Below are 24,402 nucleotides of genomic sequence, written 5' to 3'. Positions count from 1 at the left end.
CAGAGCGATTTCGTCGACTCAAGGCAACCATCACCAATTTAAGGTGCCTCCTTCCACCACAGGGTTTGAATAGGCGCTTGGTCAAGCGTAAAGACTTGGCCAAACTCAGGGGTACTCAGTGCGACTTTATTCAACGCAGCAGCTTGCTTAACCCTGTTTAGCGGCTCATACCAAGGATGAAACGCCAAATCAAAAGTGCCGTTATGGATAGGCACCATTACCCTACCAGCTAAGTCCATATGTGCCTGTACAGACTCTTCCGGTGTCATATGAATATCCGCCCAATCCTTGTCATATGCGCCGGTTTCAATCATGGTTACATCGAACGGTCCGTATTTATCACCTATGTCTTTAAAGCCCGAAAAATAGCCTGAGTCCCCACTGAAGTAAAAGCTTCTTCCATCGCTTTTAACCACCCAAGAACCCCACAGTGTTTTATTTCCATCACCAATCCCGCGACCGGAAAAATGTTGTGTAGGAGTAAATGCGATTAAGACATGCTCTGTCTGCCACTCTTGCCACCAATCAAACTGTTTTATTTTGTCATTGCTTACGCCCCACTTTTGCAAGTCTCCTTGAACGCCTAACGGCACCAAAAACAAGGTCGTTTTGATATTGAGTAACTTGATCGAAGCCTGGTCTAAATGATCATAATGATTGTGTGATATGAATACTTTATCGATTGGTGGTAATTCCTCGATACTGATGGGCGTCGGCTCAAAGCGTTTTGGCCCGATAAATGAAAAAGGCGATGCTCGTTCAGAAAATACTGGGTCAATAAGCCAATACTGTCCAAACACTTTCAACAAAATAGACGAGTGACCCAACTTAACTAAGTAAACATTATCATCACTTAGTGCATCTAATTGCTGACGCGTAACAGCTTGTACCGGCACATGTTCATTGGGCACTGCATCGACCTTTTTCTCGGTAAAGTAGCGAGCAAAGATCCCTAGTGTTTTACCCAAGCTTGGCGGCTCACTGTGCACAGCATTTTTAAATTTTCCACCATCGTAATGAGGGCTACTTGGCTCTTCATCACCAATCGTGGCAACTAATTCTTTGTTCAACGCGCATGCTCCTATGAAGCTACATATCAGTATCGAGATTGTGCTGAAAATAAAGGTTTTCATTCACCTTCCAAAAAGTAAACTGCGAAGTGTAATTTATCATAAGAAGCAAAAAAGTAAACTATCAAGTCTACTTTAGTTGCGATACCATGCCCTCGAAACGGATTTTAAACCTTTAGCAAAGAAACATAAAAAGAGGAGTTCGGGTGAAATTATCAGACAAGAAACGTTTAAACATTTTAGATGCAGCTGAACAATTGTTCTTTGAAAATGGTGTAGAACACACCACTATGGACCAAATCGCCAAAGCTGCTCAGGCTTCTAAGCGTACCGTATACAACCACTTTGTGACCAAAGATGCGCTATTTGAGGCGATTATTAGCCGAATGGTTGAGCACCTTAATCAAGATGAGGAGTTGAGCTTTAGCAACAAAGTAGCGATTGATATTCAACTGACCAAAATCGCACAACAAGAAGTGTCACTGCTTAACTCCGAACACTTTTTACGTATAGCCAAAATAGCCTTTATGCAAATGTTACAACAGCCGACGTTAGCCGAGCATATCGCCAGTAATCAATTTGGTTGTATGCGTTACCTTGAGTCTTTCTTGCGCCAAGGGGTAGCTAACAATAAACTGCAAATAGAAGATATAGAATTTGCGGCTAAACAATTCGTTTATCAGCTAAAGTCATTTGTGTTTTATCCGGTTTTGTTTGGCTTTGAAACACCTAATTCCCTGCCGCTAAAAAAGATTATTGAACAAACTGTTGCGACGTTTTTATCTCGCTATCAGGTAAAGTAAGAGCAGGTATGTTATCCAGTGGTAGCGTCACACGAAAAATGGACCCCTCACCATTATCAGGAACCGCATAAACCAGTTTAGCGCCAATTAAATCTGCACTTTTTTTAACCATGTATAGACCAAGCCCTGTACCCACTGAAGCCGCAGGATGGAAGCGTTCAAACATTTGAAATAGTTTTTTTCGATACACCTCATCAATACCCAAACCGTTATCTTGTACCTCCAATACGAACTCTTGGTTCAGCTTGTAGGTTAAGACGCGAATAAAAGAATTGGCCTTACCCGTGTCTTGGTACTTAATCGCATTGGAAATGAAGTTGTCAATTATTTGGGTAAATTTATAGGGCTGAGTGTTGATTGTTCCTATGTACTCAAAACGTGTCTCAATGTCTAAGCGTTCGAAGTTCTCCATATTACTCAGAGCGGCCAGTGTTTCACACACGATCACTGACACATCAATAGGTTGGGAGCTCTCCTCTTGCAGCTTAACTTTGCTCACATCCAAAACACCGCTGACCAAATCACTTAATTTAGAGAGCCCGTCGTGAGAGGTTTGAACTGTCTTCAAGGCACTCTGTAAATCACCGTTACTAATCTGTTGTATGATCATCTTCATAAGATAGCCCATAGAGCTCAATGGCGACCGTAAATCATGAGTAAGTCGATAGGCAAACTCCTCCATTTCTTGCTTGTCTTGCAACAAATCTACAGAGGCTTTTTTCTGCAACGTAATGTCTTGAATTTGTGAAATGAAGTACAGAGGTTGTTGTGCTTTGTCTCTTACTAAAGAAACCGTCAACTTAGCCCAAATCAATCGACCACTTTTATGGAAGTAACGTTTTTCCATGTTGTACGTTTGTATGTCACCGGCAAGTATTTGCTTAAGAAAAGTAAGGTCAGTTTGTAGATCCTCAGGATGAGTAATAGATTGGAAATCTATTTTAAGCAGTTCTTTCTCGCTGTAACCAAGGATATCGCATATGGCTTTGTTGACTTTTAGCCAGGTACCGTCTGGTGATATTAACGCCATACCTATGGCTGAATGCTCCATTGCAAGACGAAACATATCCTTATGCTCCAAATTAACTAATGGAGCGGCCAATCTTCTTCCTTTGAACATATCGATTATTTTTTTTACCATAAAAACCTACAATAAATGACGTCTATGCAGTGGGCTCTTAATAAGAAAAGTAAACTTTTGTATCGCGATTAGCTAGCGCAATGCGCTACGATGCGGAAAACCTAGACTAAAGTCTACAACCTGACAGCACTTTGAATATAAGAGACAGAAATAGCGAAATAAAAAGTTATATTATTCAACGCAGGCTATTAAAAAATGAAAGTAGACACCGCCTGATGATCAGGCGGAGTAATATTGAAATTAGGTGGAGTTGGTCGATAAGCCGGGTTCTGTCGTGGGCAACCATTCATCTAGGCCAGCAATCACTCGCTGGCTCAAGCAACACACCCGATCTCAACGTGGGCCACGCCATAAGAGATCCTATTTGGTCTTGCTCCGGGTGGAGTTTACCTTGCCACACACTGTTACCAGTGGTGCGGTGCGCTCTTACCGCACCCTTTCACCCTTACCGGCGCTTGCGCGCTTAGGCGGTTTCCTCTCTGCTGCACTTGTCGTCGGCTTGCGCCGCCCAGGCGTTACCTGGCACCCTGCCCTGTGGAGCCCGGACTTTCCTCCCCTTATTAACACATTACTCTAGGGACTAGCCCTAATGAAATATCTAACAAGCGGCGATTGCCTGACCAACTCCGGAGGCGGATTCTACGCAGGTTACGCCTGACTTACAATCTAGTTTGCTACGGATTATTCAATGGCGTTCATGGCTCGATTGAGCACAAACAAAAACGCCGCACCTTATACGACCAATGCGGCGCAATATGTGCGGCGTTTCACCCAATACATAAATCGCGTTAGATACTGACGCGTTTATACGGGCGGTATTCTGCCTGCCAAAAATTCCCTTCAATGCGCTCACTGAGTATTTCATCACTCACTTCTAGGGCTAACCCTTGTTTCTGAGCGACTTTGCCTACATCAAAGGCTATCTTCTTGCTTAGCTGCGCAATGCCTGTCAGTGGTGGCAACAATTCTTGCCCTGTACCATTCGCCAGAGGTGACGCATTGGCGAGCGCAGCACTGGTGGCCATTAGCATCTCGTCACTGATTAAACTAGCCTTGGCTGCCAGTACGCCTAATCCGATTCCTGGGAATATATAACTGTTGTTACATTGTGCGATAGGGTAGGTTTTCCCCTTATATTCCACAGGCTTAAATGGGCTACCGGTAGCGATAATCACTTCGCCGTCAGTCCACTCAATAACGTTTTCAGGACGGGCTTCTACCTGACGAGAAGGGTTACTTAACGGAAAGATGATCGGCAAATCGCAGTTGCGTTTCATTTCCCGAATAACTTGCTCGGTAAATAAACCCGCTTGCCCCGATACCCCTATTAAAATACTGGGTTTGACTTGGCTCACGGTTTCAAACAATGACGGATATTGCGCCGCTTTTTGCCATGTTGCTTGACTAGCCAACGGCTGCGCAAGTCGGAATTGGAAGTCCCGTAAGCCTTCCATATCGTCTGTGACCAAACCAAACCGGTCAATCATGAAGACTTGGCGACGGGCCTGCGCATCAGTGATACCCTCACTCGTCATTTGCTTGATGATTTGCTCAGCGATACCGCAACCCGCAGATCCTGCACCAACGAACACCACGCGTTGGTCGCTAAGCTTTTCATTTTTGGTTTTACATGCCGCTAAAATAGTCCCCACCGTGACAGCTGCGGTGCCCTGAATATCGTCATTGAAACAACAGACTTTATCGCGGTAGCGCTCAAGTAATGGCATCGCATTAGGCTGGGCGAAATCTTCGAACTGAAGCATCACTTCAGGCCAGCGCTTTAAGACCGCCTTGATAAACATATCAACAAATTCATCGTACTCCGCTTGGCCAATACGCTTATGACGCGCGCCCATATACATAGGGTCGTTTAATAATTTTTCGTTATTAGTTCCCACATCCAGCATAACAGGAAGCGTATAAGCGGGACTGATACCACCACAGGCGGTATACAAAGACAGTTTTCCAATAGGAATGCCCATTCCACCGATACCTTGATCGCCCAGACCAAGAATACGCTCACCGTCCGTCACGACTATGACTTTTACCTTACGCTTGGTGGCGTTGCGAATAATGTCATCCATTTGATGACGCTCTGAATAGGAAATAAACAATCCTCGAGAGCTACGATAGATATCTGAAAACTGCTCGCACGCGTCCCCTACCGTCGGGGTGTAAATGATCGGCATCATTTCATCAATATGCTGCTGGATAAGACGATAATACAAGGTCTCGTTATTATCTTGGATCGCACGCAAATAAATATGCTTATTGATGGGTTCGTTGAAACTTGAATACTGCATATACGCACGTTCGACTTGCTCCTCGATACTTTCATAACGTGGGGGGATCAAGCCTGTAAGGTTAAACGCTACGCGTTCTTGGGCAGTAAACGCACTGCCTTTATTGAGCAAGGGGGTTTCAAGCAAAGAAGGTCCTGAATGAGGAATGTATAACGCACTTTTAGGCGCTGAGCTACTCATAAAAAGTGTCCTGTTTGGCGCGAAGACAAAGCCTTCGCAGAAAATTTAAACGCGAAATATTAAAAAAATGCTGATAAGTGCAAGCGGTAATATCAATACACACCGACTCACTTAGCAGCATTTCTGACGAAAACACTTAGCAACCACTTTGCGAAGCTAGCTGCGTTTTCTGATGGAGACTATGATGCCTTAAAAAATGTCTTCAAGTGGTTTGCTTTGTTCACTGCTTTCTTCAGCTGGGTCGACAAATTCGCTGTCGCTCACATAGCTTGTAGGAGCCGTACCTTGCATAAAATACTCAAACATTGACGTATGATCAGTGCGCTGAGTTAATTTACCACTAGCAAGGTCAATTCGTGTGGTCACCAAATCCGTCGGCATAGGACGTTTCTTTTCAGGCACCCCATCTAACGCTTGTTGCATGAAGCGGATCCAAGCGGGCTCAGCCGCTTTAGCGCCATCTTCGCCACCTATCATGGCGTTGCCAATGAAATTAAATTTTTGTGGGTTCTTGTTAACCAAGTTTTGGTTGCGTGAGGCGCGTCCTAAACTGCGACTCATATCATCAAAGCCCACCCAAACTGTCGCGACTAAATCATTGGTAAAGCCACTAAACCAAGTATCTTTTGAATCATTAGTGGTACCGGTTTTTCCTGCTATATCCGCTCTTTGAAGCAAATTACTTGCCCGCCAGCCCGTACCTTGCCAATAGGTCTTCTTATTCCAATTACCATTGGTTTTTACGGCTGTGCGCATCATTTCTGCCACTAAGAATGCGTTGTCTTCGTCCAGCACCCTTGGGGCCGAGCGGATCGGTGCAGGTGCATCGGCGGAGTCACTACTTTGTGCTGGCATCGCCTCGCTTTGCCCAAATTGCTCTGAGCCTAATTCAGCTGCAAGCATAGCTTCAATGTCCATCATCTGTTCAGGCTCAGGTTCGGCTGCATCTTCATCAGCATCACCACAGGGGTCACAAGCTTGCACTGGATTGGATTTCCAAAGCACTTTTCCGTAATCATCTTCAATGCGCTCAACAAAATGCGGCTGAATTAAAAAGCCACCATTGGCAATTACGGACAGCGCTGTCGCCACTTCCAATGGCGTATGTGAGCCCGAACCTAAAGACACGGTTTCATCTTTAGGTATTTCTGATAAATCGAAACCAAACCGCGACAAGTGCTGGCGTACTTTTTCAAGCCCCACAGCACGCACTAAGCGCACTGACACCACATTTTTTGATTTTCCTAAGGCAACCCGCAATCGAATTGGCCCATCATATTCTGGTGGCGAGTTCTCTGGACGCCAAGCATTGCCCGTTCCGCGCTCCCATTGGTTAATCGGGGCATCATTAATAATGCTAGCTAAGGTAAAGCCATTGGCTAACGCCGAAGAATAAATGAAAGGTTTGATGTTCGAGCCCACTTGCCGCTTAGCTTGTGTCGCTCGATTAAACTGACTTTGGTAAAAACTGTAGCCGCCGATCACCGCCTGCGCAGCGCCGTTGTGAGGGTTTAATGCAATAAAGGCGCTACTGGCATCTGGATACTGGGTAAGTTGCCAATGTTTATCGTCTTCTCGCTGGCGAATAAGAATCAGCGAACCTTCCGAGACTATATCACTGGCTTTTTCAGGCTCATTGCCCTGCCTAGTGTCTGTTATGTATTTGCGCGCCCAATCTAGTCCATCCCAATCAATAACACTGTAGCGACCTGCGCGAGTGAAAATGGTTATGTCTTTGTCATTCACTTTGGCTACGATTGCTGGCTGCATAGACTCAAATGTTTGATACTCCTCTAGGAAGCTCAGCATTTTCTCTTCATCCCATGGTTCACTAGAAATAGCGGGGGCGGTCTGTGACCCAGCAGTGTCCTCAGGCTTGACAGGTAACTCAGCGGGAACCCAAAGTTGTTGTTCAACTCCGCGATAACCATGGCGCTCATCATAGTCATGTAAGTTTCGCTGAACGGCTTTTTGCGCCGCTAACTGAGTGGCAGAAGGTACGGTGGCGTAAACCTGATAACCGCCGGTTTCCGCTTCTTCTTTGCCATACAGCTCGACCATTTCATTCCAAATTAAATCCGCCAAATAAGGTGCTGAGAATTCGATTTCGGCACCATGTTTTTTTGCCGTAATCGGTGCATTTACCGCTTCATCGAATTGAGCCTGAGTAATGTATTTCTCATCCAACATACGCAGCAGAACCACGCGACGGCGAATTTTGGAGCGATCTGGACGACTGATAGGGTTAAGGACTGATGGTGCTTGCGGTAACCCAGCAATGGTTGCCATTTGTGCAAGCGTTAGCTGGTTTACTGTTTTGCCGTAGTAAACTTGGGCGGCTGCACCAAAACCAAAAGCACGATGACCTAGTTCAACTTTGTTTAGATACAGTTCTAAAATTTCTTGTTTGGTGAGCAATTGCTCCATATGCCAAGCGATAAAGATTTCTTTAATTTTGCGTATATATGTTTTATCTCTCGTTAAAAAGAAACCTCGCGCCAACTGCATGGTTAACGTACTACCGCCCTGTCCTTTCTCTCCAGTCAAAATAAGGTTGACCACAGCTCGCGCCATACCGATAGGGTCAACCCCTGGATGTTGATAAAAACGGCTGTCCTCTGTGGCCAAAACAGCATTAATTAAATCCTGTGGCACGTCTTCAATGGTAAGCGGAATACGGCGTTTCACCCCGAACTGTGAAATCAACTTCCCATCTTGGGTGTAAACGCGCATCGGCGTTTGCAAGCGCACATCTTTGAGCATATCCACACTGGGTAGGTCTGGCTTCATGTAAAAATAAAGGGCAAAAGTCGTGACGACACCGACGACAAAAGCAAGGATAAGGATCAAAAATGCGGATTTTAAAAACTTCACGAAAACAATATTACCAAGACAAGTTGCAATAAATGACTCATATTTTATACCTAAGTACCGTTATAAGAACCATAAATAATTAAAAATTAAGCAATAATACTAACATCCCGCTTTGTATATTTGCATCGGAACCTTACGTGTTTAACAAATTATTGGCTAAAAAAGCGCAGCACCTTATTGGACTCGACATCGGCACCCGCTATGTTAAGGCCGTACTGCTTGAGCAAACCAAGCAAAGCACCACTGTGCTAGCCATCGCTTGCGAGCCAATCAATGGCAATGCTTTTGCAGAAAGGGAAGTTAAAGATTACGAAGCACTAAGCCAAGCATTGAAAAAAGTAAAACTCAGCCTAAAAACGAAAGTGAAACAGGTGGTCATAGCCGTATCTGGACCAGCCGTGATTAATAAACTTGCTTACATGGACGACGATTTAACGGATGTTGAACTTGAAAGCCAAATTGAGCTAGAAGCCGACAGCTTGATCCCGTACCCTCTTGAAGAGATTTACTTAGATTTTGAAAGGCTCGCTCCCAGCGTTAATTACTCGAGGAAAGTGGAAGTGCTACTCAGCGCCGTTCATAAAGACATGCTTGATTCTCGGCTTACACTATTAAACGAAGTGGGCTTTGAACCCAAAATTTCAGATGTTGAAGTATACGCTCTCGCCAACGCATTGATGCACTTTTCCCATCAACCATCGCCCGTTAAAACACCGCCCCCTAACGATAGCGATATCATATCTAGTGATGAGCAAAGCAAAGTAAAAAATGAAGTTCGATGCTGTATTAACATTGGAGCATCGCAAATGCAGTTTTGCGCGGTTACAGATGACAACATTCTGTACACCAAGGAGCACAACTTTGGTTTTGATGCGCTTACCCAAGACAGCTGCTCGAACTTTAATTTAACTCGGGTTGAGTACGATCAAAAGCTGGTGTCTCATTCTTTACCGGTAAATTGGCAGCAAGAATGTTACGTACTTTTCCATGCCAACTTACAGCAGCATATCACCCGGGCAATTCAAATGTATGTGAGCGCATCCCACCAGCCTTCTCCTAAGCACCTTTTCATTTGTGGGGCAATTGGCCCATTTCCCGCTTTAGCTGATGAGCTTGCCCAAGACTTAGGTATTAGTGTGAATGTTTTTAATCCCTTAGCTGATATGCAAAGCGATGAAAAGAGTGCCAAGCTTATTGCTGCTCACGGAGCTAACTTTGCCATTGCCACCGGATTGGCATTCAGGAGTTTTTCACCTTGCCACATATAAACTTGCTGCCTTGGCGGGAAGCCCAGCGTCAACAACACAAGAAAAACTACCTAACCATGTTAGTGGCTATCGGCGTGTCTATGGTGTTGTTGATGTTTGCAGCCAGTAAAACCATGGATAACCTTATTGCCACTCAAGAAAATCGGAATCAGTTTTTAACCGCAGAGCTAGTCAAAATCGATGCGAAAATTGGTGAAATTAAACGCATAAGACAAAGCAAAGACGCTATCGAGCAGCGTATGACGCTTATCGAACAACTAGAAGTAAGTCGCAATGCAGCGCCTATTGTGCTCGATGAGTTGGCTCGTGTGGTGCCCCCGGGGGTATCTTTTGCGCGCTTTTCTCGCACTATCAACCGCGTAGAAATCAACGGCGTCAGTGATTCAAACAATCGTCTGGCGAATTTCATGCGTAATGTGTCTGACTCAACAGTGTTCAATGACGGTGAGTTGTCTTCCATTGTGGCTGATACCACAGCAGCTGATGCCGTAAGCGAATTTAAACTCAAGTTTAACATTAGCCCCAATATCGCCCCTGATTTTAATCAACCACAAGGGGAGGCAAAATAAATGCAATTTGATGTTAAGAAGCTCAAAGAACTCAACGAATTAGATTTTGATCAAATAGCCGCTTGGCCATTTGAGGTGAAAACCGTTGTTGCGTTGTTTGTTGCTATCATTGCGTTGATCGGGGGTTACTACACCTTGGTAAAAGACAAACTTCCTCTGCTTGAAAAAGTCCAATTACAAGAGGTCGATTTAAAAGCAAGTTATCAAGGCAAATACAACATAGCAGTAAACTTACCCGCTTATCAGGAGCAGCTTAAGCGCCTAGAAAAAGACTTTTCTTCAATGCTTAAGTCATTACCCACCAGTAACGAAACGCCAGGATTACTTGACGACATCACCTTTGTGGGCACTTCTGCTGGCCTTACTTTCAAACTGCTCAATTGGCAAAAAGAAGTCCCGAAGGAGTTTTACACCGAACTGCCCATCCAGATCGAAGTGACAGGTAACTATCATGCATTTGGCAAGTTTGTTTCTGATATTGCAGCTCTTCCACGGATCGTGACCGTGCATGATTTTGAAGTGAGTCAGGAGGTATCCAATTTAAAGCTAACGTTAGCGGCCAAAACCTATCGGGCTGAATTGACTGAATCACGAGCGGATGCACACAAATGAGAGCGTTGATAGCGATTACAATGCTCTTCTTACTGGCAGCCTGTTCAGAACAAAAACAAGATTTAAACGCCTATATCGCGGATGTTAAAAGCAACACACCGGTGAATATTGAGCCCTACCCTGAATTTACCACATCACCAGCCTTTGCCTATTCGGCAAATGAAATGCGTAGTCCATTCCAGCGATTGAAAAATGTACCGCAAGCTGAAACGGCAGCAGCAACAACCAGTTGCCCTCAACCGAGTACGTTACACGTTAAACAACCCCTAGAGCATTACGGAATAGATGCTATGGCCTTTATTGGCACCATTAATAAAAACAATAAGGTCTGGGCTTTAATTCAAACCAACGAAGGCCGATTATACCGTGTGACCAAAGGTGATTATCTTGGACTTTTTTATGGCAAGGTCTCAGCAATTAAAGACGGAAAAATCACCTACACTGAAATGTTGCCTGATGGAACAGGTTGCTGGCAGCAAAAACAAGCAACCTTGTCGATGAAAGACAATGCAGGAGAGAACAATGGCTAGTCGCCACTTTTTACATTCCAAAAAATTGCTGTGCGTATTCGCCATTGCACTTTGCGCTTTATGGCATTTGCCTAGTCTTGCACAATCTGATGCGGTGCTCGTTGACCCTGTTGCTGCACTTAACGAACTGACCACTAATCAGCTAAATGACATACAATTTACCCGCTCAACTGAAGGGTACGGCGTGGTGACCTTGAGCTTTAACAATCAGCGAATTGCTCCTCAATTAATCGCATCGAAGCGAAAATTGACCCTCACCCTACCTGACACAACACTAGCGCCTGATCAGTTCTTTACCTTAAATGTGGCGGAATTTTCCACACCGATTATAGAAATAGACACCCTCGCAAGAAAAGGGGCCAGCGTTTTAGAATTCAACTTACTCGAAGATGTGGTGTTCACCCACAGCAAAAATCAAAATCAATTAGTGCTGACCATAAAGCCCAAAGCAACTGAGCAACAACAAAGTACCTCTGTGTATAACGGCGAGCCCATTTCACTGGATTTCCAAGATGTGCCAGTGCGTAATGTGTTGCAAATCATCGCTCAAGTTAATGGCTTTAATCTGGTCACTACGGATACGGTACGCGGCAATGTAACCGTCAGTCTAAATGGCGTACCTTGGGATCAAGCACTCGATATGATTCTGAAAATTCGCGGCTTAGATAAGCGCTTAGAAGGCAACATATTACTTATCGCCCCATCAGAAGAGCTCGCATCCAGAGAAACCCAGCAATTGCAAAACCGCCAACAGGTAGCTCAGCTCGCTCCCCTTATTTCGGCTAATTTACAAATTAACTATGCAAAAGCCAAAGAAGTAGCCGGTATTTTAAAGAATACCGATAGCAGCATTTTAAGCCCAAGGGGCAGTGTTGCCGTTGATGAGCGTACTAACACCGTATTACTCAGAGACACGCAAACTTCAATTGATGAAGCTAGAAAGCTCATTCGCGCACTAGACATTCCCGTTAAACAAGTTTTAATCGAATCACGCATGGTTACAGTGCGCGATAACGCTGGTGAACAACTTGGCGTGCGCTGGGGTTTTAGTAATAACTCTGGTGACACGGCTACATCTGGCTCTATCGAAGGCGCCGACACACTTAGCAGCGGCGTAGTGCCGTCTATTGATAATCGGCTAAATGTTAATCTTCCCGTTACCAATCCAGCGGGTAGTATTGGCATTCAAGTCGCCCGCTTAGTGGATGGCACCATATTGGATTTAGAATTATCCGCCCTTGAATCTGAAAACAAGGGTGAAGTTATTGCCAGTCCGCGTATTACGGTGGCTAATCAACGTGAAGCCTACATTGAGCAAGGGACCGAAATACCTTACGTACAATCCACGTCTAGCGGTGCTACGTCCGTCGAGTTCAAAAAAGCGGTACTGAGTTTAAAAGTCACTCCACATATCACCCCGGATCATAGAATTATTTTGGATCTTGTCGTTACCCAAGATACTCGAGGAGACACAGTCAATACCTCAACGGGTTTAGCCGTCGCGATTGATACCCAAGAAATCAGCACCCAAGTACTGGTCAATAACGGGGAAACTATCGTACTTGGGGGCATTTTTCAGCAGACGACAACTGATGATGTAAGCCAAGTTCCGCTACTTGGGGACATCCCAATCCTTGGACATCTGTTTAAAAACACCCAAACCGTCAATGAAAAGCGTGAATTGCTGATTTTTGTCACGCCTAAAATATTGCTTGATGACCTAGCTCTAGAATGAGCTATTCTGCGAGTTACATGACTTGCAAGCCAACAAAGCCAACGCACATGTACACGTAAAACACACTTACTAGCGATTTAAATTTCACCTAGACTTAACAAAGCTTGCAAATTTCAGGGTAAAGCTGAGATAATCCCGCCCTCGAAATTTCAACGAGGTCAGGTTAATCCATTTAAGGGTAGCCGCGATATAGATTTCTACCCCCGAAATAACAGAATTGTGAACTAAGCAAAAATGGCTGAAAAACGTAATATTTTTTTAATAGGTCCGATGGGTGCTGGTAAAAGCACGATTGGAAGACACCTCGCAGACGAACTTCATTTAGAATTTTATGATTCAGATCAAGAGATAGAAAAGCGCACTGGTGCTGATATCGCTTGGATCTTTGATTTAGAGGGTGAAGAAGGCTTTCGCGCTCGTGAAGAAACCGTCATCAATGATTTAACCGACAAACAAGGTATTGTTTTGGCAACTGGCGGTGGCTCTGTCGTCAGTAAAGCTGTGCGTAATCGCCTATCAGCGAGAGGCATTGTGGTTTACTTACAAACCACAATTGACAAGCAAGTCGCTCGTACGCAACGTGATAAACGTCGTCCATTACTGCAAAAGGACGATCCAGAAACCGTATTGCGTAGACTCGCCGAAGAACGCAACCCAATGTATGAAGATGCTGCTGATTACATTGTTGATACTGATGAGCAAAGCGCCCGCGCGGTAGCCAATCAGATCATTGAGAAAATCAATCAGTAATAGCTAGACATTACCTCCAAAGGGCTGCGCTTATGACAACATTAACAGTGAAGTTGGGTGAGCGTAGCTACCCCATTTTTATCCAGCCGAGTTTGCTCACCCAAGGCAACCAACTGGCAGATTACATCAAGACAGACAAAGCGGTATTGGTGACTAACGACCTAGTTGACCCGCTATACAGTCAAACCGTTATTGACAGCTTACCCAGTATCAAGATTGAAAAAATTGTCATTGCCGATGGTGAACAACACAAGAATCTGGCCAGCTTTGAGCATGTGATCACTCAGCTGCTTAGCATGTCTGCAGCGCGTGACACTACGCTGATCGCTCTTGGTGGCGGCGTTATTGGTGATTTAACTGGATTTGTCGCAGCAAGTTTTCAGCGTGGTATGCCCTTTATTCAAATACCTACCACCTTGTTATCACAAGTTGATTCATCGGTAGGTGGTAAAACTGCGGTTAATCATCCTTTAGGTAAAAATATGATTGGCGCATTTTATCAACCCAAAGCCGTTTTTATCGATACCAAGACCCTGCAAACCTTACCAGCAAAAGAGTTCTCTGCCGGCATGGCGGAAGTGATTAAGTACGGTATTATCTACGACAAAGCATTTTTTGCATGGCTTGAGCAAAACATTGCTCAACTTATCGCGCAAGACGTTGACGCCCTGCAATATTCCATTGCGCGCTGTTGTGAAATCAAAGCTGAAATTGTCGCTATTGATGAGCGAGAGTCAGGACTTCGCGCCTTACTCAATTTAGGTCATACTTTCGGTCACGCCATTGAAGCAGAGCAAGGTTACGGCAATTGGTTACACGGCGAAGCCGTCGCAGCAGGCATGGTACTCGCAGCGAAAGCAGGCCAAATGAAAGGCTGGATGAGCAAAGAAGAAGTGCAGCGTGTTATTGCTTTAATAGAGGCATTTTCATTACCTATCGCGCCACCAGCAAATATGGGTTATCAGACTTTCATGCAGCACATGGCACACGATAAAAAAGTGCAAGCGGGCAAACTCAACTTCATCGTACCTAAAGCAATTGGCGATGCGGTGGTTACCTCTGAGCTAGATGAAACATTGTTGCGCTCATTGTTAGATTAGCAAGGTACTAAACGAGTCTCATTTAAGCGCTCGACCGATTAAACGAATGACTTTTTAGACCCGTACCTTCGAACAAACAATTTATTGAACTAACATTTTAATAAACCATTTGAGTAAACACTTTTGCAAAGCGAATTGCACAAACGCCTTAGCCATTTAATCCAGTATTCTTCGGGGCTCATTTTTGTGAAGTCTGAGCCCGATTTTAGTGTATCTACCTGTGTTGATGCGCTATTGGCTGAACAAGATGACAGTGACGAAGTGGCTGTCATTGCAGCTAAGCCAAGTATGATGCTGAATGATTTTCGCCAACAACTGACACAACAACTTTCCAGTAAATTAGCACCCAATTCTGGCAACACTCCCCTCGCCAAGATACTCACGCCTGGTATTGGCATTGGTCATGCTCAGTCGGCCCCGACACAAGGACTACTGATATGCATATCCAAAGGTGAAAACCTCTCTGCCAGTATGCTAGAAGAGTTGCAGCAGCTTGTTATAACCCTACACGCAGGCAGTGACAGGCAAGTCAATGTGCTGGTATTTGCCCAGCGCCAATGGATAAATCAGACTTACCAAGCCTTGGGCGATAAAAATAATGTCATAGTCGTGGATGCCGGTGCCAGTACCGGCGCAACGGCGGATCACGAGGCGAACATATCGAGTAGTGAATTAGAGCAGTTAATCGCGAATAAACGACAAGCGTTTGCTCAGCGCATAGAGCAGCGAAACCAAGCAAGCCCTGTAGAATCCCCTAGTATCATGCAGCGCCCGTGGTTTATTCCTGTTATTGCACTGCTCTTTGTTGCGATATTTGCCAGTATTTTGCTATCTCAGTATCCAGAGCTGTTAAGTGACGCTGATAATCAGGATGGAGATACAATATCTCCACTGAGCACAATAAAGCCTGGCGTAGAGCAAAATAAAACCGCATCAACCTCAGTAATTGAGATATCGCCTCAAGACACCTCGACGGGTCAAAAAAATAAAGAATCGGACTCATCTGCCGCAAGAGAAGCACAAACAACTCATCTGAATACTTCTGTGCAAAGCGCTGCGCCTGAAGAAAGAACGGTCGCCAAACCTGAGGTTACGCCGAAAGTTAAAACAGACGCGCTCATATCAAACTGGCAAAGTGAAAGTAAACGCATTGATGCCAACAAGAATAAATCGACTGAAATGCCAACAGACGATGCTAGCAGCTCACGTAAAGAGACCAAACGTGCAGCCGAGTCAGAATCAACGAATGGCATGGTACAAACTGGCACATTGCAAAAACCCTTTGCTGCGGATATTACGCCTCAAGCTGGTAGCGCTAAAGCTCAACCCCCAAGCGAATTATCAACGACAGCTGACTATGCATTTGATGAAGCCACTATATTGGCTCTGCCGAAAGACGGGTACGTGCTGCAGGTGATCGGCTTTAGCGTACACAGCGCCATTGAGACTTATTTGACCAACAATAAAATTGAACAATACGTATGGGTGTACCAAACCAAACGCTACAACAATGATTGGTATGTGCTTTTGTATAATAAACATTACCCGTCTCTGGCCGCAGCATTAGTTGGTGTTTCGTCGCTGCCCAAAGGATTGCATGAGGCAACGCCATTCCCTAAAGCGTTACAAAAAGTGCATCAAGAAATTGAATCTGCCAATTAAAGCCACATGCCAATTGTTGTTTTGCCATTGGCTCGTTACAATCTCCACCTTGCATTATCTTCATCAAAATCAAGGCCTGACAAGACACATTAATGACGAATAAGAAAAACAGAGCCTTCTTGAAATGGGCAGGCGGGAAATACAGGCTAGTCGAACAGATAAACCATCACCTTCCAGAAGCAAAAAAATTAGTCGAGCCATTTGTCGGTGCGGGTTCGGTGTTTTTAAACACTGACTTTTCCAGCTACCTATTGAGCGATATCAACCCCGATTTGATAAACCTTTACAAAATATTGCAACAACAGCCAGAACGTTACATAGAAGATGCACAAGGGCTATTCACGGCGCAAAACAACGATTCCGACGCTTACTATGCTATGCGCGCTTTGTTCAATGCCAGCGAAGATATTTACGAACGCGCGGTACTGTTTTTGTACCTGAATCGCTTTGGTTACAACGGCCTGTGCCGCTATAACTTATCTGGCAAATTTAATGTCCCCTTTGGTAAGTACAAGGCGCCATACTTTCCTAAAGAGGAGCTGTATTTCTTTGCCGAAAAATCCAAGAAGGCACAGTTTGTATGCGAATCTTATGAGAAGACATTTAGCCGAGCTCGTGCAGGAAGTGTGGTTTACTGCGATCCGCCCTATGCCCCCATCAGCAAAACCGCTAACTTTGCCAGTTATGCCAAAGGTGGCTTTTCCATGGCTGAACAGAGTAATTTGGCGTTAATTTCTGCTAAAACCGCTTTTGAGCGTGATATTCCGGTGCTTATCAGTAATCACGATACTGACGATACACGTCGCCTTTACGCGCTTGCACAGCTTTCAGAGCTGCAGGTGAGTCGGTTTATTAGTCAAAAAGGCAATGGCAGAAAAAAAGTCAGTGAGTTATTGGCGTTATATATTAAGCCAACCTCACGTTAAGGCTTAGATGTTAATTAGCACAGAGAGCTAGCAGTAGAATTGGTGTTAGCTGGGTACAACAACTGAAACGACCAGTACCAACGATATGACTAAGGCAACAACAAAAATCACCCCAACGACCACGTAAGGCACAAACGATTTTTGCTGAAAATCTCGTTCTCGGTTTGCGCTGCTTTGCACACCAAACACGCTGGCAGCAACACTTTTAAACACATCCCACAAACCGTTATTTGCATTGTCCATATTAATTACGCTCTTGGCTTTATCTCATCCGTTTCTTCAGCATAGCGCGAAAGTAGCTCAAGTAAATCAATAAAATGCATTTGATACGAAGTAGAGTTGCCACTTACCCAGCTAGACCAGCTGATCACATCAGCCTGCTCCTTAGCGCATCGATTAATCGGGTGACTCATAGGAAGCCCATGATCAAATGCCACTGATTGCGGACAACTGCAGAACAATGTCTCGTTATTTATCGACGTTCTACCAACAGCCAACATCGCTACTAAAGCGAAAGCTCCGAAGCCGATTAGTCGTTTAAAATGAGTACTCATAATCTCTCCTTGTCGAAATATTTTGTTGCATTATACATTATACTTTCGTCTCAAGATTAAAGTTCACCTCAAATGTCAGGCTATTCATCGCTAAAAAGATACAATTTTATCCAGAGTGTTCCGGTAAGTTTATAAAACTTGTAAACACAAAAAAATCCGCTGGCCATATAGCCAGCGGATTTTTTTAGATATTCTCTTCCTATTAACCAGAAGTAATTGGAAGAATCAATTCAGAAATTAAAGCTCGAAATCCATTCCGTAAGCAACGGTGAATTTAATGGAATCGTTATCAAACGGATCTTCGCCTGGCACTTCAACTTCGTCTAAATCGGTACCCGTAACGGCGAAACTGAAACCATCTTTCGCTAATGAAATCCCCCAGTCTGCATAACCATCTGGTACACCGTTGAAATCTTCTGCGAAGTCACCTTGATGGTAACCTACGTGAAATCCTAACTCAGCGCCGTTTAGTACTGGCATGCCGTAGTCTACAGATATATATGACGCTTCAGCAAAGCCGTAATCGCGACCTTCACCTTCGTCAGCTTCTGTGTGGGCCAACAATGAAAGCGTTGCACTAAGACCGCCATAGCCTACTGAACCATATACTTCAGCAAAATCGAATTCTGCTTCACTGTCATAATTGTAATATAGGTAACCCACATCATAAGTGATATCGCCTGACTCACCTGAGAAGCCGAAGTACATATCATGCTCATAAGAGTAAACATCATCTGCACCATAGTTGACGTTAGACACCCAAGTACCTACATAAAAACCATTTTCATTTGCGTAGTCAATACCACCTTGTACTGCAGCATCGTTGGTGGTTTGGGTCAAACCACGCCAAATATAGTTACTTGTGACACTCGCATTAGCAGTCACTTCTGCTAAAGCGGTTTGACTAACGGCAGAACTGGCCAGAACAGCTGCGGCTAATGCGGTAAGTTTTAATACTTTCATGTGTGTGTGCTCCATATGATTTTAGTTAATTCAATTTTGTTGAGATAACTTCGATTTTTCGTTAATTCTTGTTACAACTACGCAAGAGCAATGCCTAAATATTAAACACGAAAAAAATCACCCGAAAACAAACTAAGGATCTGATTTTTAAGGAAATTCAATGGAAATATAAAATTAAGGAAAAAGTGGGCATGAGATAAGACTGTGCAGAGATGCACCACATAAAAGCGAAAGCCCCTTTTTGGGGCGAAGTTGATACTTTTGTCAAAGCGTGTTTTTCGGTACAGTTACATTTTTGCGCAAATCGAGGCTTATATGCGTCCTTTCTTAATTGCTCCTTCTATTCTTTCAGCTGATTTTGCCCGCTTGGGCGCAGAAGTAGACGCTGTTTTAGCCGCGGGGGCTGATGTCATCCATTTTGACGTAATGGATAATCATTACGTACCGAACCTAACGATCGGCCCGATGATATGTAAAGCATTACGCGACTATGGTGTCACCGCCGATATTGATGTGCATTTAATGGTTGAGCCGGTAGATGAGATGATTGTCAGTTTCGCCAAAGCTGGCGCAAGCATGATCAGCTTCCACCCCGAAGCATCAAGACACGTTGACCGCAGTATTCAACTGATAACCGATTCAGGCTGTAAGCCGGGCTTGGTATTAAATCCTGCGACGTCATTAGACTGCTTAGACTACACGCTACACAAACTGCATCACATTTTGTTGATGTCGGTAAATCCAGGGTTTGGCGGGCAAGCATTTATCCCCGAAACCCTTGATAAGCTGCAAATCGTGAAGAAAATGGTGCAGGCCTGTGGCCGTGATATCCGAATAGAAATTGACGGTGGCGTAAAAGTCGATAATATTCGCGCCATCGCCGAAGCAGGTGCAGATATGTTTGTTGCGGGCTCTGCTATCTTTAATCAGCCAGACTATCGTCAAGTTATCGATGCTATGCGCGCTGAATTAGCCAACGTTTCTCCAACATAATTCCCATTAGTCACTAACAGTAGAAAATATTTTATGAGCAAACCAATTGTATTAAGCGGCTGCCAGCCTTCAGGACAACTTACCCTAGGAAATTATGTTGGCGCTCTTCGTCAATGGGTTGATATGCAAGATGATAACGAATGTCTGTATATGTTAGTCGACATGCATGCCATCACAGTGCGACAAGATCCCGCTGCACTGCACAATGCCTGTCTCGATGGGCTGGCCTTGTATGTGGCTTGTGGCATCGACCCGAGCAAGAGCACCATATTCATGCAATCACATGTACCACAGCATGCGCAACTAGCTTGGATAATGAACTGCTACACCCAAATGGGTGAATTAAACCGCATGACGCAGTTTAAAGATAAATCCGCTAAGAATATTACTAACATTAATTCAGGTCTTTACACTTACCCAGCCTTAATGGCGGCGGATATCTTGCTATATCAAGCGAAACAAGTCCCAGTAGGGGAAGATCAGAAGCAGCATTTAGAACTAACCCGTGACGTTGCCACACGCTTTAACAATGCCTATGGTGATGTATTTACTATTCCTGATCCGTATATCCCTGAAGTAGGCGCGCGTATCATGAGCCTACAAGATCCGCTGAAAAAGATGTCTAAATCCGATGATAATCAAAATAACTTCGTTGGCTTATTGGAAGATCCGAAAAAGATAAGTAAAAAGATTAAACGCGCAGTCACTGACTCGGATGAGCAAGCGCGCATTTACTTTAATACCAGCGAAAAACCTGGTGTGTCGAATTTACTCAGCTTGCTATCTTGTGCAACCGGCAAACCGATTGCTGATTTAGTGCCTGAATATGAAGATAAGATGTACGGCCATTTAAAAACAGATGTAGCCGATTCCATCGTTGCCATGCTAGAGCCAATCCAAGCTAAATTTACTGAGTTACGTCAGGATCAAACCGAGCTGAACCGTATCATGGCGGCAGGCGCTGAAAAAGCGCAAGTACGAGCCCAGCAAACCATAGACAAGGTTTATGAAGCAATCGGATTCGTAGCAAGCCCACTTAAACGCTAGTAAAGGACTGATAGCAAGTTAACAGTTGCGCTATTAGTAACTTACTGTGTATTTCCAATCCATCAAAAAAGCAGCACAGAGCTGCTTTTTTTAGTTTTAAATAACCGACGCTTAACGTACCCAAGGTATATCAAGCATCGGTTAGCACGCCAAGCGCGCCGAACTGAGAGGTTGGGATAACAGCCCTGCACACTATCTGTCATTCAAATTTACTGGGATTCAATGAAATTCAATGAAATCCAATAAACTAACTTGAACCAAGCCAGTATGTTACAAGCCTGAACGAAAACGTAGGGCAGTTTAAGTCATATATTAGGCGAAAGAGGACATTCGTTAGTTTCAGTAAAGGGGGATTTCAATGTACTTTTGATTTTCGATAAGCACTGGGGGCGACACCCGTCCAGCTTTTGAACGCTCGCGCAAAGGTTGCCGCCTCGGTAAAGCCAAGTAAGCGCCCGACTTGCGATATAGGCATATCAGGCTGGCTAAGATAATGGATCGCTTCGTCTCGCCGCACACTGTCTTTGAGTTCTTGAAAACTTGTGCCTTCTTCTAATAGCTTACGGCGTAAGGTGCGAATGGTTGTGTGCAATTGCTCAGCAATATCTGCCATGCTGATAATTGACATATCCTCAGCCGCTTCTAGATAATTTAATACTTTGCGGGTATAAACCGGAAAGTAAGACTGACGTTTAAACCAATCCAGCGGGCAGCGCTGAAGGTAATCATTCAAGCTTTGCTGACTTTGCACCACTGGCGCGCTAAGGATGTCATGCTCAAACTCAAAGTAATTACTCTCTTGCAGGTAAACCACCTCACAAGGGAACATCAAGCGATATTCTTCGTGATGTGCTGGCTTTGCATGCATAAAGCCAATTTTACGCAGGGGGATGCGCTGGCCAATCAGCCAGCTCGGAAATCGATGCCACAACAATAAGAGAAAATCGGTAAGCACATGCTCAGGGTCGAGCTCAGGTTTGTCTAAGGCGAGATAAAAACGAGCGTACTTTTCACGCTCTTCAAATTTTAGTTTAGTTGCGCCAGCGACTAAATTATAAAAACGAGTGCCCCGTCGATACACCTGCCGCAAACTTGCACTATGGCTCACTTGCTTTGCCATTAAATTGAACACCCCATGGCGAGAAGGCTGGCTACCAAAACACAAATATTCATCATCTGCACTTCGCCAAACAGATTGCATCAAACGGCTCAACTGCTCTGGGGTGATGCGCACCTCATTATTGCTCAACAAGGCTCTACTCAAGCCTGACTCGGACAATAACTGCGCTTCATTCAGGCCCACATCAATGGCTCTTTTGACAATAGCTTGAGCGAAATGAACTGAAATAGAATGATGTTTGTGACGCATGAAAGTAACGGGCTCTCGATATATGGCAGGGCATTTAGATTTCAAAGTATATCGTTTCTCATACTAAGCGGATATTTATATGTTGAATAGGCTCAATTATTTCCGTTCGAGCATAAAAAAGCCCCCTAAGTCCTCTATGGGGGCTGATGAAAACACAATCAAAGAATTAAAAGCTTAAAATGCGTCCTCGGGCAACGCCATGATGCTTTCGCTGCCCGCCTGAATCGATGCGAAACACGCTTGGGTGCGCACCACCATGTGCTCACAAAAGAACTGTGCAGAAATCAGCTTAGCGTTTAAGAACTCGCTGTTCCCCTCGCCTGCATCTAATTTCGCATTGGCTTGCATCGCACTTTTCGCCATTAACCAGCCGCCACACAAATAACCAAACAGCATCATAAAGTTGACACTGGCGCTGCCTGGTGCATTTTTGTCTTGTGCTGCAATATCAAGCAACCACTGGCGAGCTGCTACACCGCACTCAAGCGCCGTTTTACATTGCTGAGCTGCCAATGTGAATTGCCCGCCCACGGCATCAAACTTAGCTAAATCTGTGGCTATTTCATCTAAAAGCGCGCCTAAAGCCTCACCTTTATTAACCAAGGTTTTACGCCCGACTAAATCCAGTGCTTGTACGCCTGTAGTGCCTTCATAGATAGTTAAAATTCTGGCATCTCGATAGAACTGCGCTGAGCCTGTTTCTTCGATAAAGCCCATACCACCATGAATTTGCGTACCTAGGTAGGTCAATTCTTGAGACAACTCAGTACACCAGCCTTTGACTATTGGCGTAAACAACTCACTGCGAGCCCCATTGCCACGATCAATTTCTGCTGCGGCCACCAAGCACAATGCGCGCATCGCCTCTGTAGATGACTTCATTTGCATCAACATACGACGCACATCAGGAAACTTCATAATGGTGAAGCGGCTGCCGTCTTTATTCGTGCCTTGTAAACGCTCTTTGGCGTACCCCAAAGCATGCTGATATGACGCTTCTGATATGGCTAAACCTTGTAAACCAACACCCTGACGGGCGTGATTCATCATGGTGAACATATAAGACAGACCTTTATGAGCTTCGCCCACTAAGTAGCCCTTCGCGCCACCATTGTCACCAAAGCTCATGACACACGTTGGGCTGCCATGAATACCCATTTTGTGCTCTAACGAAACACAATAAGCATCGTTGCGCTCAGCTGGAGCACCATTTTCATCCAAATTAAATTTGGGCACGATGAACAGTGAAATACCTTTTACACCTGCTGGTGCATCAGGCAGTCTTGCTAACACTAAATGCACGATATTATCGGTCATTTGATGATCGCCCCAAGTGATATAAATTTTTTGGCCAGTGATCAAGTAATGATCATCATTTGGCACCGCCTTGGTTTTCACCGCAGCCAAATCAGTACCAGCATCAGGCTCAGTAAGGTTCATGGTACCTGGCCATTCACCGCTTAACATTTTAGGCAAATAAGACTGCTGTAAATGCTCACTGCCGTGATGAGAAATCGACTCAATCGCGCCTTGGCTTAACAATGGACATAGAGCGAACGCCATATTGGACGTATGCCATACCTCATTAACCGCACTACCAAGTACATTCGGAAGGTTCTGACCGCCGAATTCCTCAGCACCGGTTAACGATGCCCAACCACCCTCCACGTATTCTTGATAGGCTTGTGCAAACCCGGCTGTTTCTTGCACTCCTGGTCCGCCGTCCTTATCAATCATACTCGGATGTTGTAAATCACCGACCTTGTTCAATGGTGCTAATACGCCGCTACCTAGTTTGCCGGCTTCAGCCAATATAACGCTTGCCAACTCGCCATTGATGTCCTCTTGACCCATATCAGCGCATAGCCCATCGAAGTCAACCAGTTCATTCAGTACAAACTCAGCATCTGCTAAAGGGTGTGTGTATTCACTCATAATTTAACTCGCTTCCGT

At 44.6% G+C, this 24,402-nt stretch carries 21 protein-coding genes and 1 other RNA gene; 12 read left to right on the top strand and 10 right to left on the bottom strand.

Going from position 1 to position 24,402, the window contains the following annotated elements:
- Positions 1-38: 38 nt before the first annotated feature.
- On the bottom strand, positions 39-1,070 hold the full coding sequence (locus AC0L6N_RS01460) for an MBL fold metallo-hydrolase (protein WP_473478186.1): 1,032 nt from the start codon (positions 1,068-1,070) through the stop codon (positions 39-41).
- A 206-nt stretch (positions 1,071-1,276) separates the two neighbouring features.
- Between AC0L6N_RS01460 and AC0L6N_RS01455 the strand changes: the two genes are divergently transcribed.
- Entirely contained in the window at positions 1,277-1,873 is a 597-nt protein-coding gene (locus tag AC0L6N_RS01455; RefSeq protein WP_473478183.1) for a TetR/AcrR family transcriptional regulator, read from the top strand.
- Here AC0L6N_RS01455 and AC0L6N_RS01450 read toward each other — a convergent pair.
- The 4 genes from AC0L6N_RS01450 to AC0L6N_RS01435 all read right to left on the bottom strand — a co-directional run bounded on the left by AC0L6N_RS01450 (position 1,824) and on the right by AC0L6N_RS01435 (position 8,371).
- Positions 1,824-2,975, bottom strand: a complete 1,152-nt coding sequence (locus AC0L6N_RS01450) for a sensor histidine kinase (RefSeq protein WP_473478180.1) — start codon at positions 2,973-2,975, stop codon at positions 1,824-1,826. The genes AC0L6N_RS01455 and AC0L6N_RS01450 overlap by 50 nt on opposite strands.
- A 281-nt stretch (positions 2,976-3,256) precedes the next feature.
- Positions 3,257-3,642, bottom strand: an RNA gene (gene rnpB / locus AC0L6N_RS01445) — RNase P RNA component class A.
- 160 nt (positions 3,643-3,802) lie between these two features.
- Positions 3,803-5,497: an NAD-dependent malic enzyme gene (locus AC0L6N_RS01440; protein ID WP_473478178.1), complete on the bottom strand. Its 1,695-nt coding sequence runs from the start codon at positions 5,495-5,497 to the stop codon at positions 3,803-3,805.
- 189 nt (positions 5,498-5,686) lie between these two features.
- Positions 5,687-8,371 carry a penicillin-binding protein 1A gene (locus AC0L6N_RS01435; RefSeq protein WP_473478175.1) on the bottom strand — a complete coding sequence of 895 codons (2,685 nt, stop codon included), beginning with the start codon at positions 8,369-8,371 and terminating at the stop codon, positions 5,687-5,689.
- A gap of 137 nt (positions 8,372-8,508) precedes the next feature.
- On the opposite strand from AC0L6N_RS01435, the gene pilM reads away from it, so the two are divergent.
- The 9 genes from pilM to AC0L6N_RS01390 all read left to right on the top strand — a co-directional run bounded on the left by pilM (position 8,509) and on the right by AC0L6N_RS01390 (position 17,523).
- Complete coding sequence (pilM, locus tag AC0L6N_RS01430) at positions 8,509-9,639, top strand: type IV pilus biogenesis protein PilM (protein WP_473478173.1); 1,131 nt, start codon at positions 8,509-8,511, stop codon at positions 9,637-9,639.
- Positions 9,627-10,208 (top strand): PilN domain-containing protein, encoded by a 582-nt coding sequence (locus AC0L6N_RS01425; RefSeq protein ID WP_473478171.1) that lies wholly within the window; start codon positions 9,627-9,629, stop codon positions 10,206-10,208. The genes pilM and AC0L6N_RS01425 overlap by 13 nt, the downstream gene beginning before the upstream one ends.
- Positions 10,209-10,820 (top strand): type IV pilus inner membrane component PilO, encoded by a 612-nt coding sequence (locus AC0L6N_RS01420; protein ID WP_473478169.1) that lies wholly within the window; start codon positions 10,209-10,211, stop codon positions 10,818-10,820.
- A complete protein-coding gene (locus AC0L6N_RS01415) occupies positions 10,817-11,350 on the top strand; it encodes a pilus assembly protein PilP (RefSeq protein ID WP_473478166.1) in 534 nt (177 codons plus the stop codon). Before AC0L6N_RS01420 ends, AC0L6N_RS01415 begins: the two co-directional genes overlap by 4 nt.
- Positions 11,343-13,085, top strand: a complete 1,743-nt coding sequence (locus tag AC0L6N_RS01410; RefSeq protein ID WP_473478163.1) for a type IV pilus secretin PilQ — start codon at positions 11,343-11,345, stop codon at positions 13,083-13,085. Before AC0L6N_RS01415 ends, AC0L6N_RS01410 begins: the two co-directional genes overlap by 8 nt.
- A gap of 234 nt (positions 13,086-13,319) precedes the next feature.
- On the top strand, positions 13,320-13,835 hold the full coding sequence (aroK, locus tag AC0L6N_RS01405; protein ID WP_006990745.1) for a shikimate kinase AroK: 516 nt from the start codon (positions 13,320-13,322) through the stop codon (positions 13,833-13,835).
- 32 nt (positions 13,836-13,867) lie between these two features.
- Complete coding sequence (aroB, locus tag AC0L6N_RS01400; RefSeq protein WP_011573556.1) at positions 13,868-14,935, top strand: 3-dehydroquinate synthase; 1,068 nt, start codon at positions 13,868-13,870, stop codon at positions 14,933-14,935.
- A gap of 123 nt (positions 14,936-15,058) precedes the next feature.
- Positions 15,059-16,597 carry an SPOR domain-containing protein gene (locus AC0L6N_RS01395; RefSeq protein WP_473478161.1) on the top strand — a complete coding sequence of 513 codons (1,539 nt, stop codon included), beginning with the start codon at positions 15,059-15,061 and terminating at the stop codon, positions 16,595-16,597.
- 92 nt (positions 16,598-16,689) lie between these two features.
- A complete protein-coding gene (locus AC0L6N_RS01390; protein ID WP_011573554.1) occupies positions 16,690-17,523 on the top strand; it encodes a Dam family site-specific DNA-(adenine-N6)-methyltransferase in 834 nt (277 codons plus the stop codon).
- Between the two features lie 45 nt (positions 17,524-17,568).
- Here AC0L6N_RS01390 and AC0L6N_RS01385 read toward each other — a convergent pair whose 3' ends face one another.
- The 3 genes from AC0L6N_RS01385 to AC0L6N_RS01375 form a co-directional block, all read right to left on the bottom strand.
- On the bottom strand, positions 17,569-17,766 hold the full coding sequence (locus tag AC0L6N_RS01385; RefSeq protein ID WP_011573553.1) for a DUF2970 domain-containing protein: 198 nt from the start codon (positions 17,764-17,766) through the stop codon (positions 17,569-17,571).
- Between the two features lie 5 nt (positions 17,767-17,771).
- Positions 17,772-18,077, bottom strand: coding sequence for a hypothetical protein (locus tag AC0L6N_RS01380; RefSeq protein ID WP_006990750.1), 306 nt, complete (start codon positions 18,075-18,077; stop codon positions 17,772-17,774).
- Positions 18,078-18,314: 237 nt separating this feature from the next.
- Complete coding sequence (locus tag AC0L6N_RS01375) at positions 18,315-19,040, bottom strand: TorF family putative porin (protein WP_011573552.1); 726 nt, start codon at positions 19,038-19,040, stop codon at positions 18,315-18,317.
- Positions 19,041-19,355: 315 nt separating this feature from the next.
- Between AC0L6N_RS01375 and rpe the strand changes: the two genes are divergently transcribed.
- Together rpe and trpS are read left to right on the top strand one after the other, a co-directional pair.
- Positions 19,356-20,033 carry a ribulose-phosphate 3-epimerase gene (rpe, locus tag AC0L6N_RS01370; protein WP_006990752.1) on the top strand — a complete coding sequence of 226 codons (678 nt, stop codon included), beginning with the start codon at positions 19,356-19,358 and terminating at the stop codon, positions 20,031-20,033.
- Positions 20,034-20,066: 33 nt separating this feature from the next.
- Complete coding sequence (gene trpS / locus AC0L6N_RS01365) at positions 20,067-21,080, top strand: tryptophan--tRNA ligase (RefSeq protein WP_011573550.1); 1,014 nt, start codon at positions 20,067-20,069, stop codon at positions 21,078-21,080.
- A gap of 355 nt (positions 21,081-21,435) precedes the next feature.
- Here trpS and AC0L6N_RS01360 read toward each other — a convergent pair whose 3' ends face one another.
- Positions 21,436-22,449, bottom strand: coding sequence for an AraC family transcriptional regulator (locus tag AC0L6N_RS01360; protein ID WP_473478157.1), 1,014 nt, complete (start codon positions 22,447-22,449; stop codon positions 21,436-21,438).
- 174 nt (positions 22,450-22,623) lie between these two features.
- Positions 22,624-24,384 carry an acyl-CoA dehydrogenase gene (locus tag AC0L6N_RS01355; protein ID WP_473478154.1) on the bottom strand — a complete coding sequence of 587 codons (1,761 nt, stop codon included), beginning with the start codon at positions 24,382-24,384 and terminating at the stop codon, positions 22,624-22,626.
- Positions 24,385-24,402: the final 18 nt, after the last annotated feature.

The sequence above is a fragment of the Paraglaciecola sp. G1-13 genome (assembly GCF_055809255.1).
Note: the sequence above shows the minus strand (reverse complement) of the source record. Positions and strands in the feature narration are given on the sequence as shown.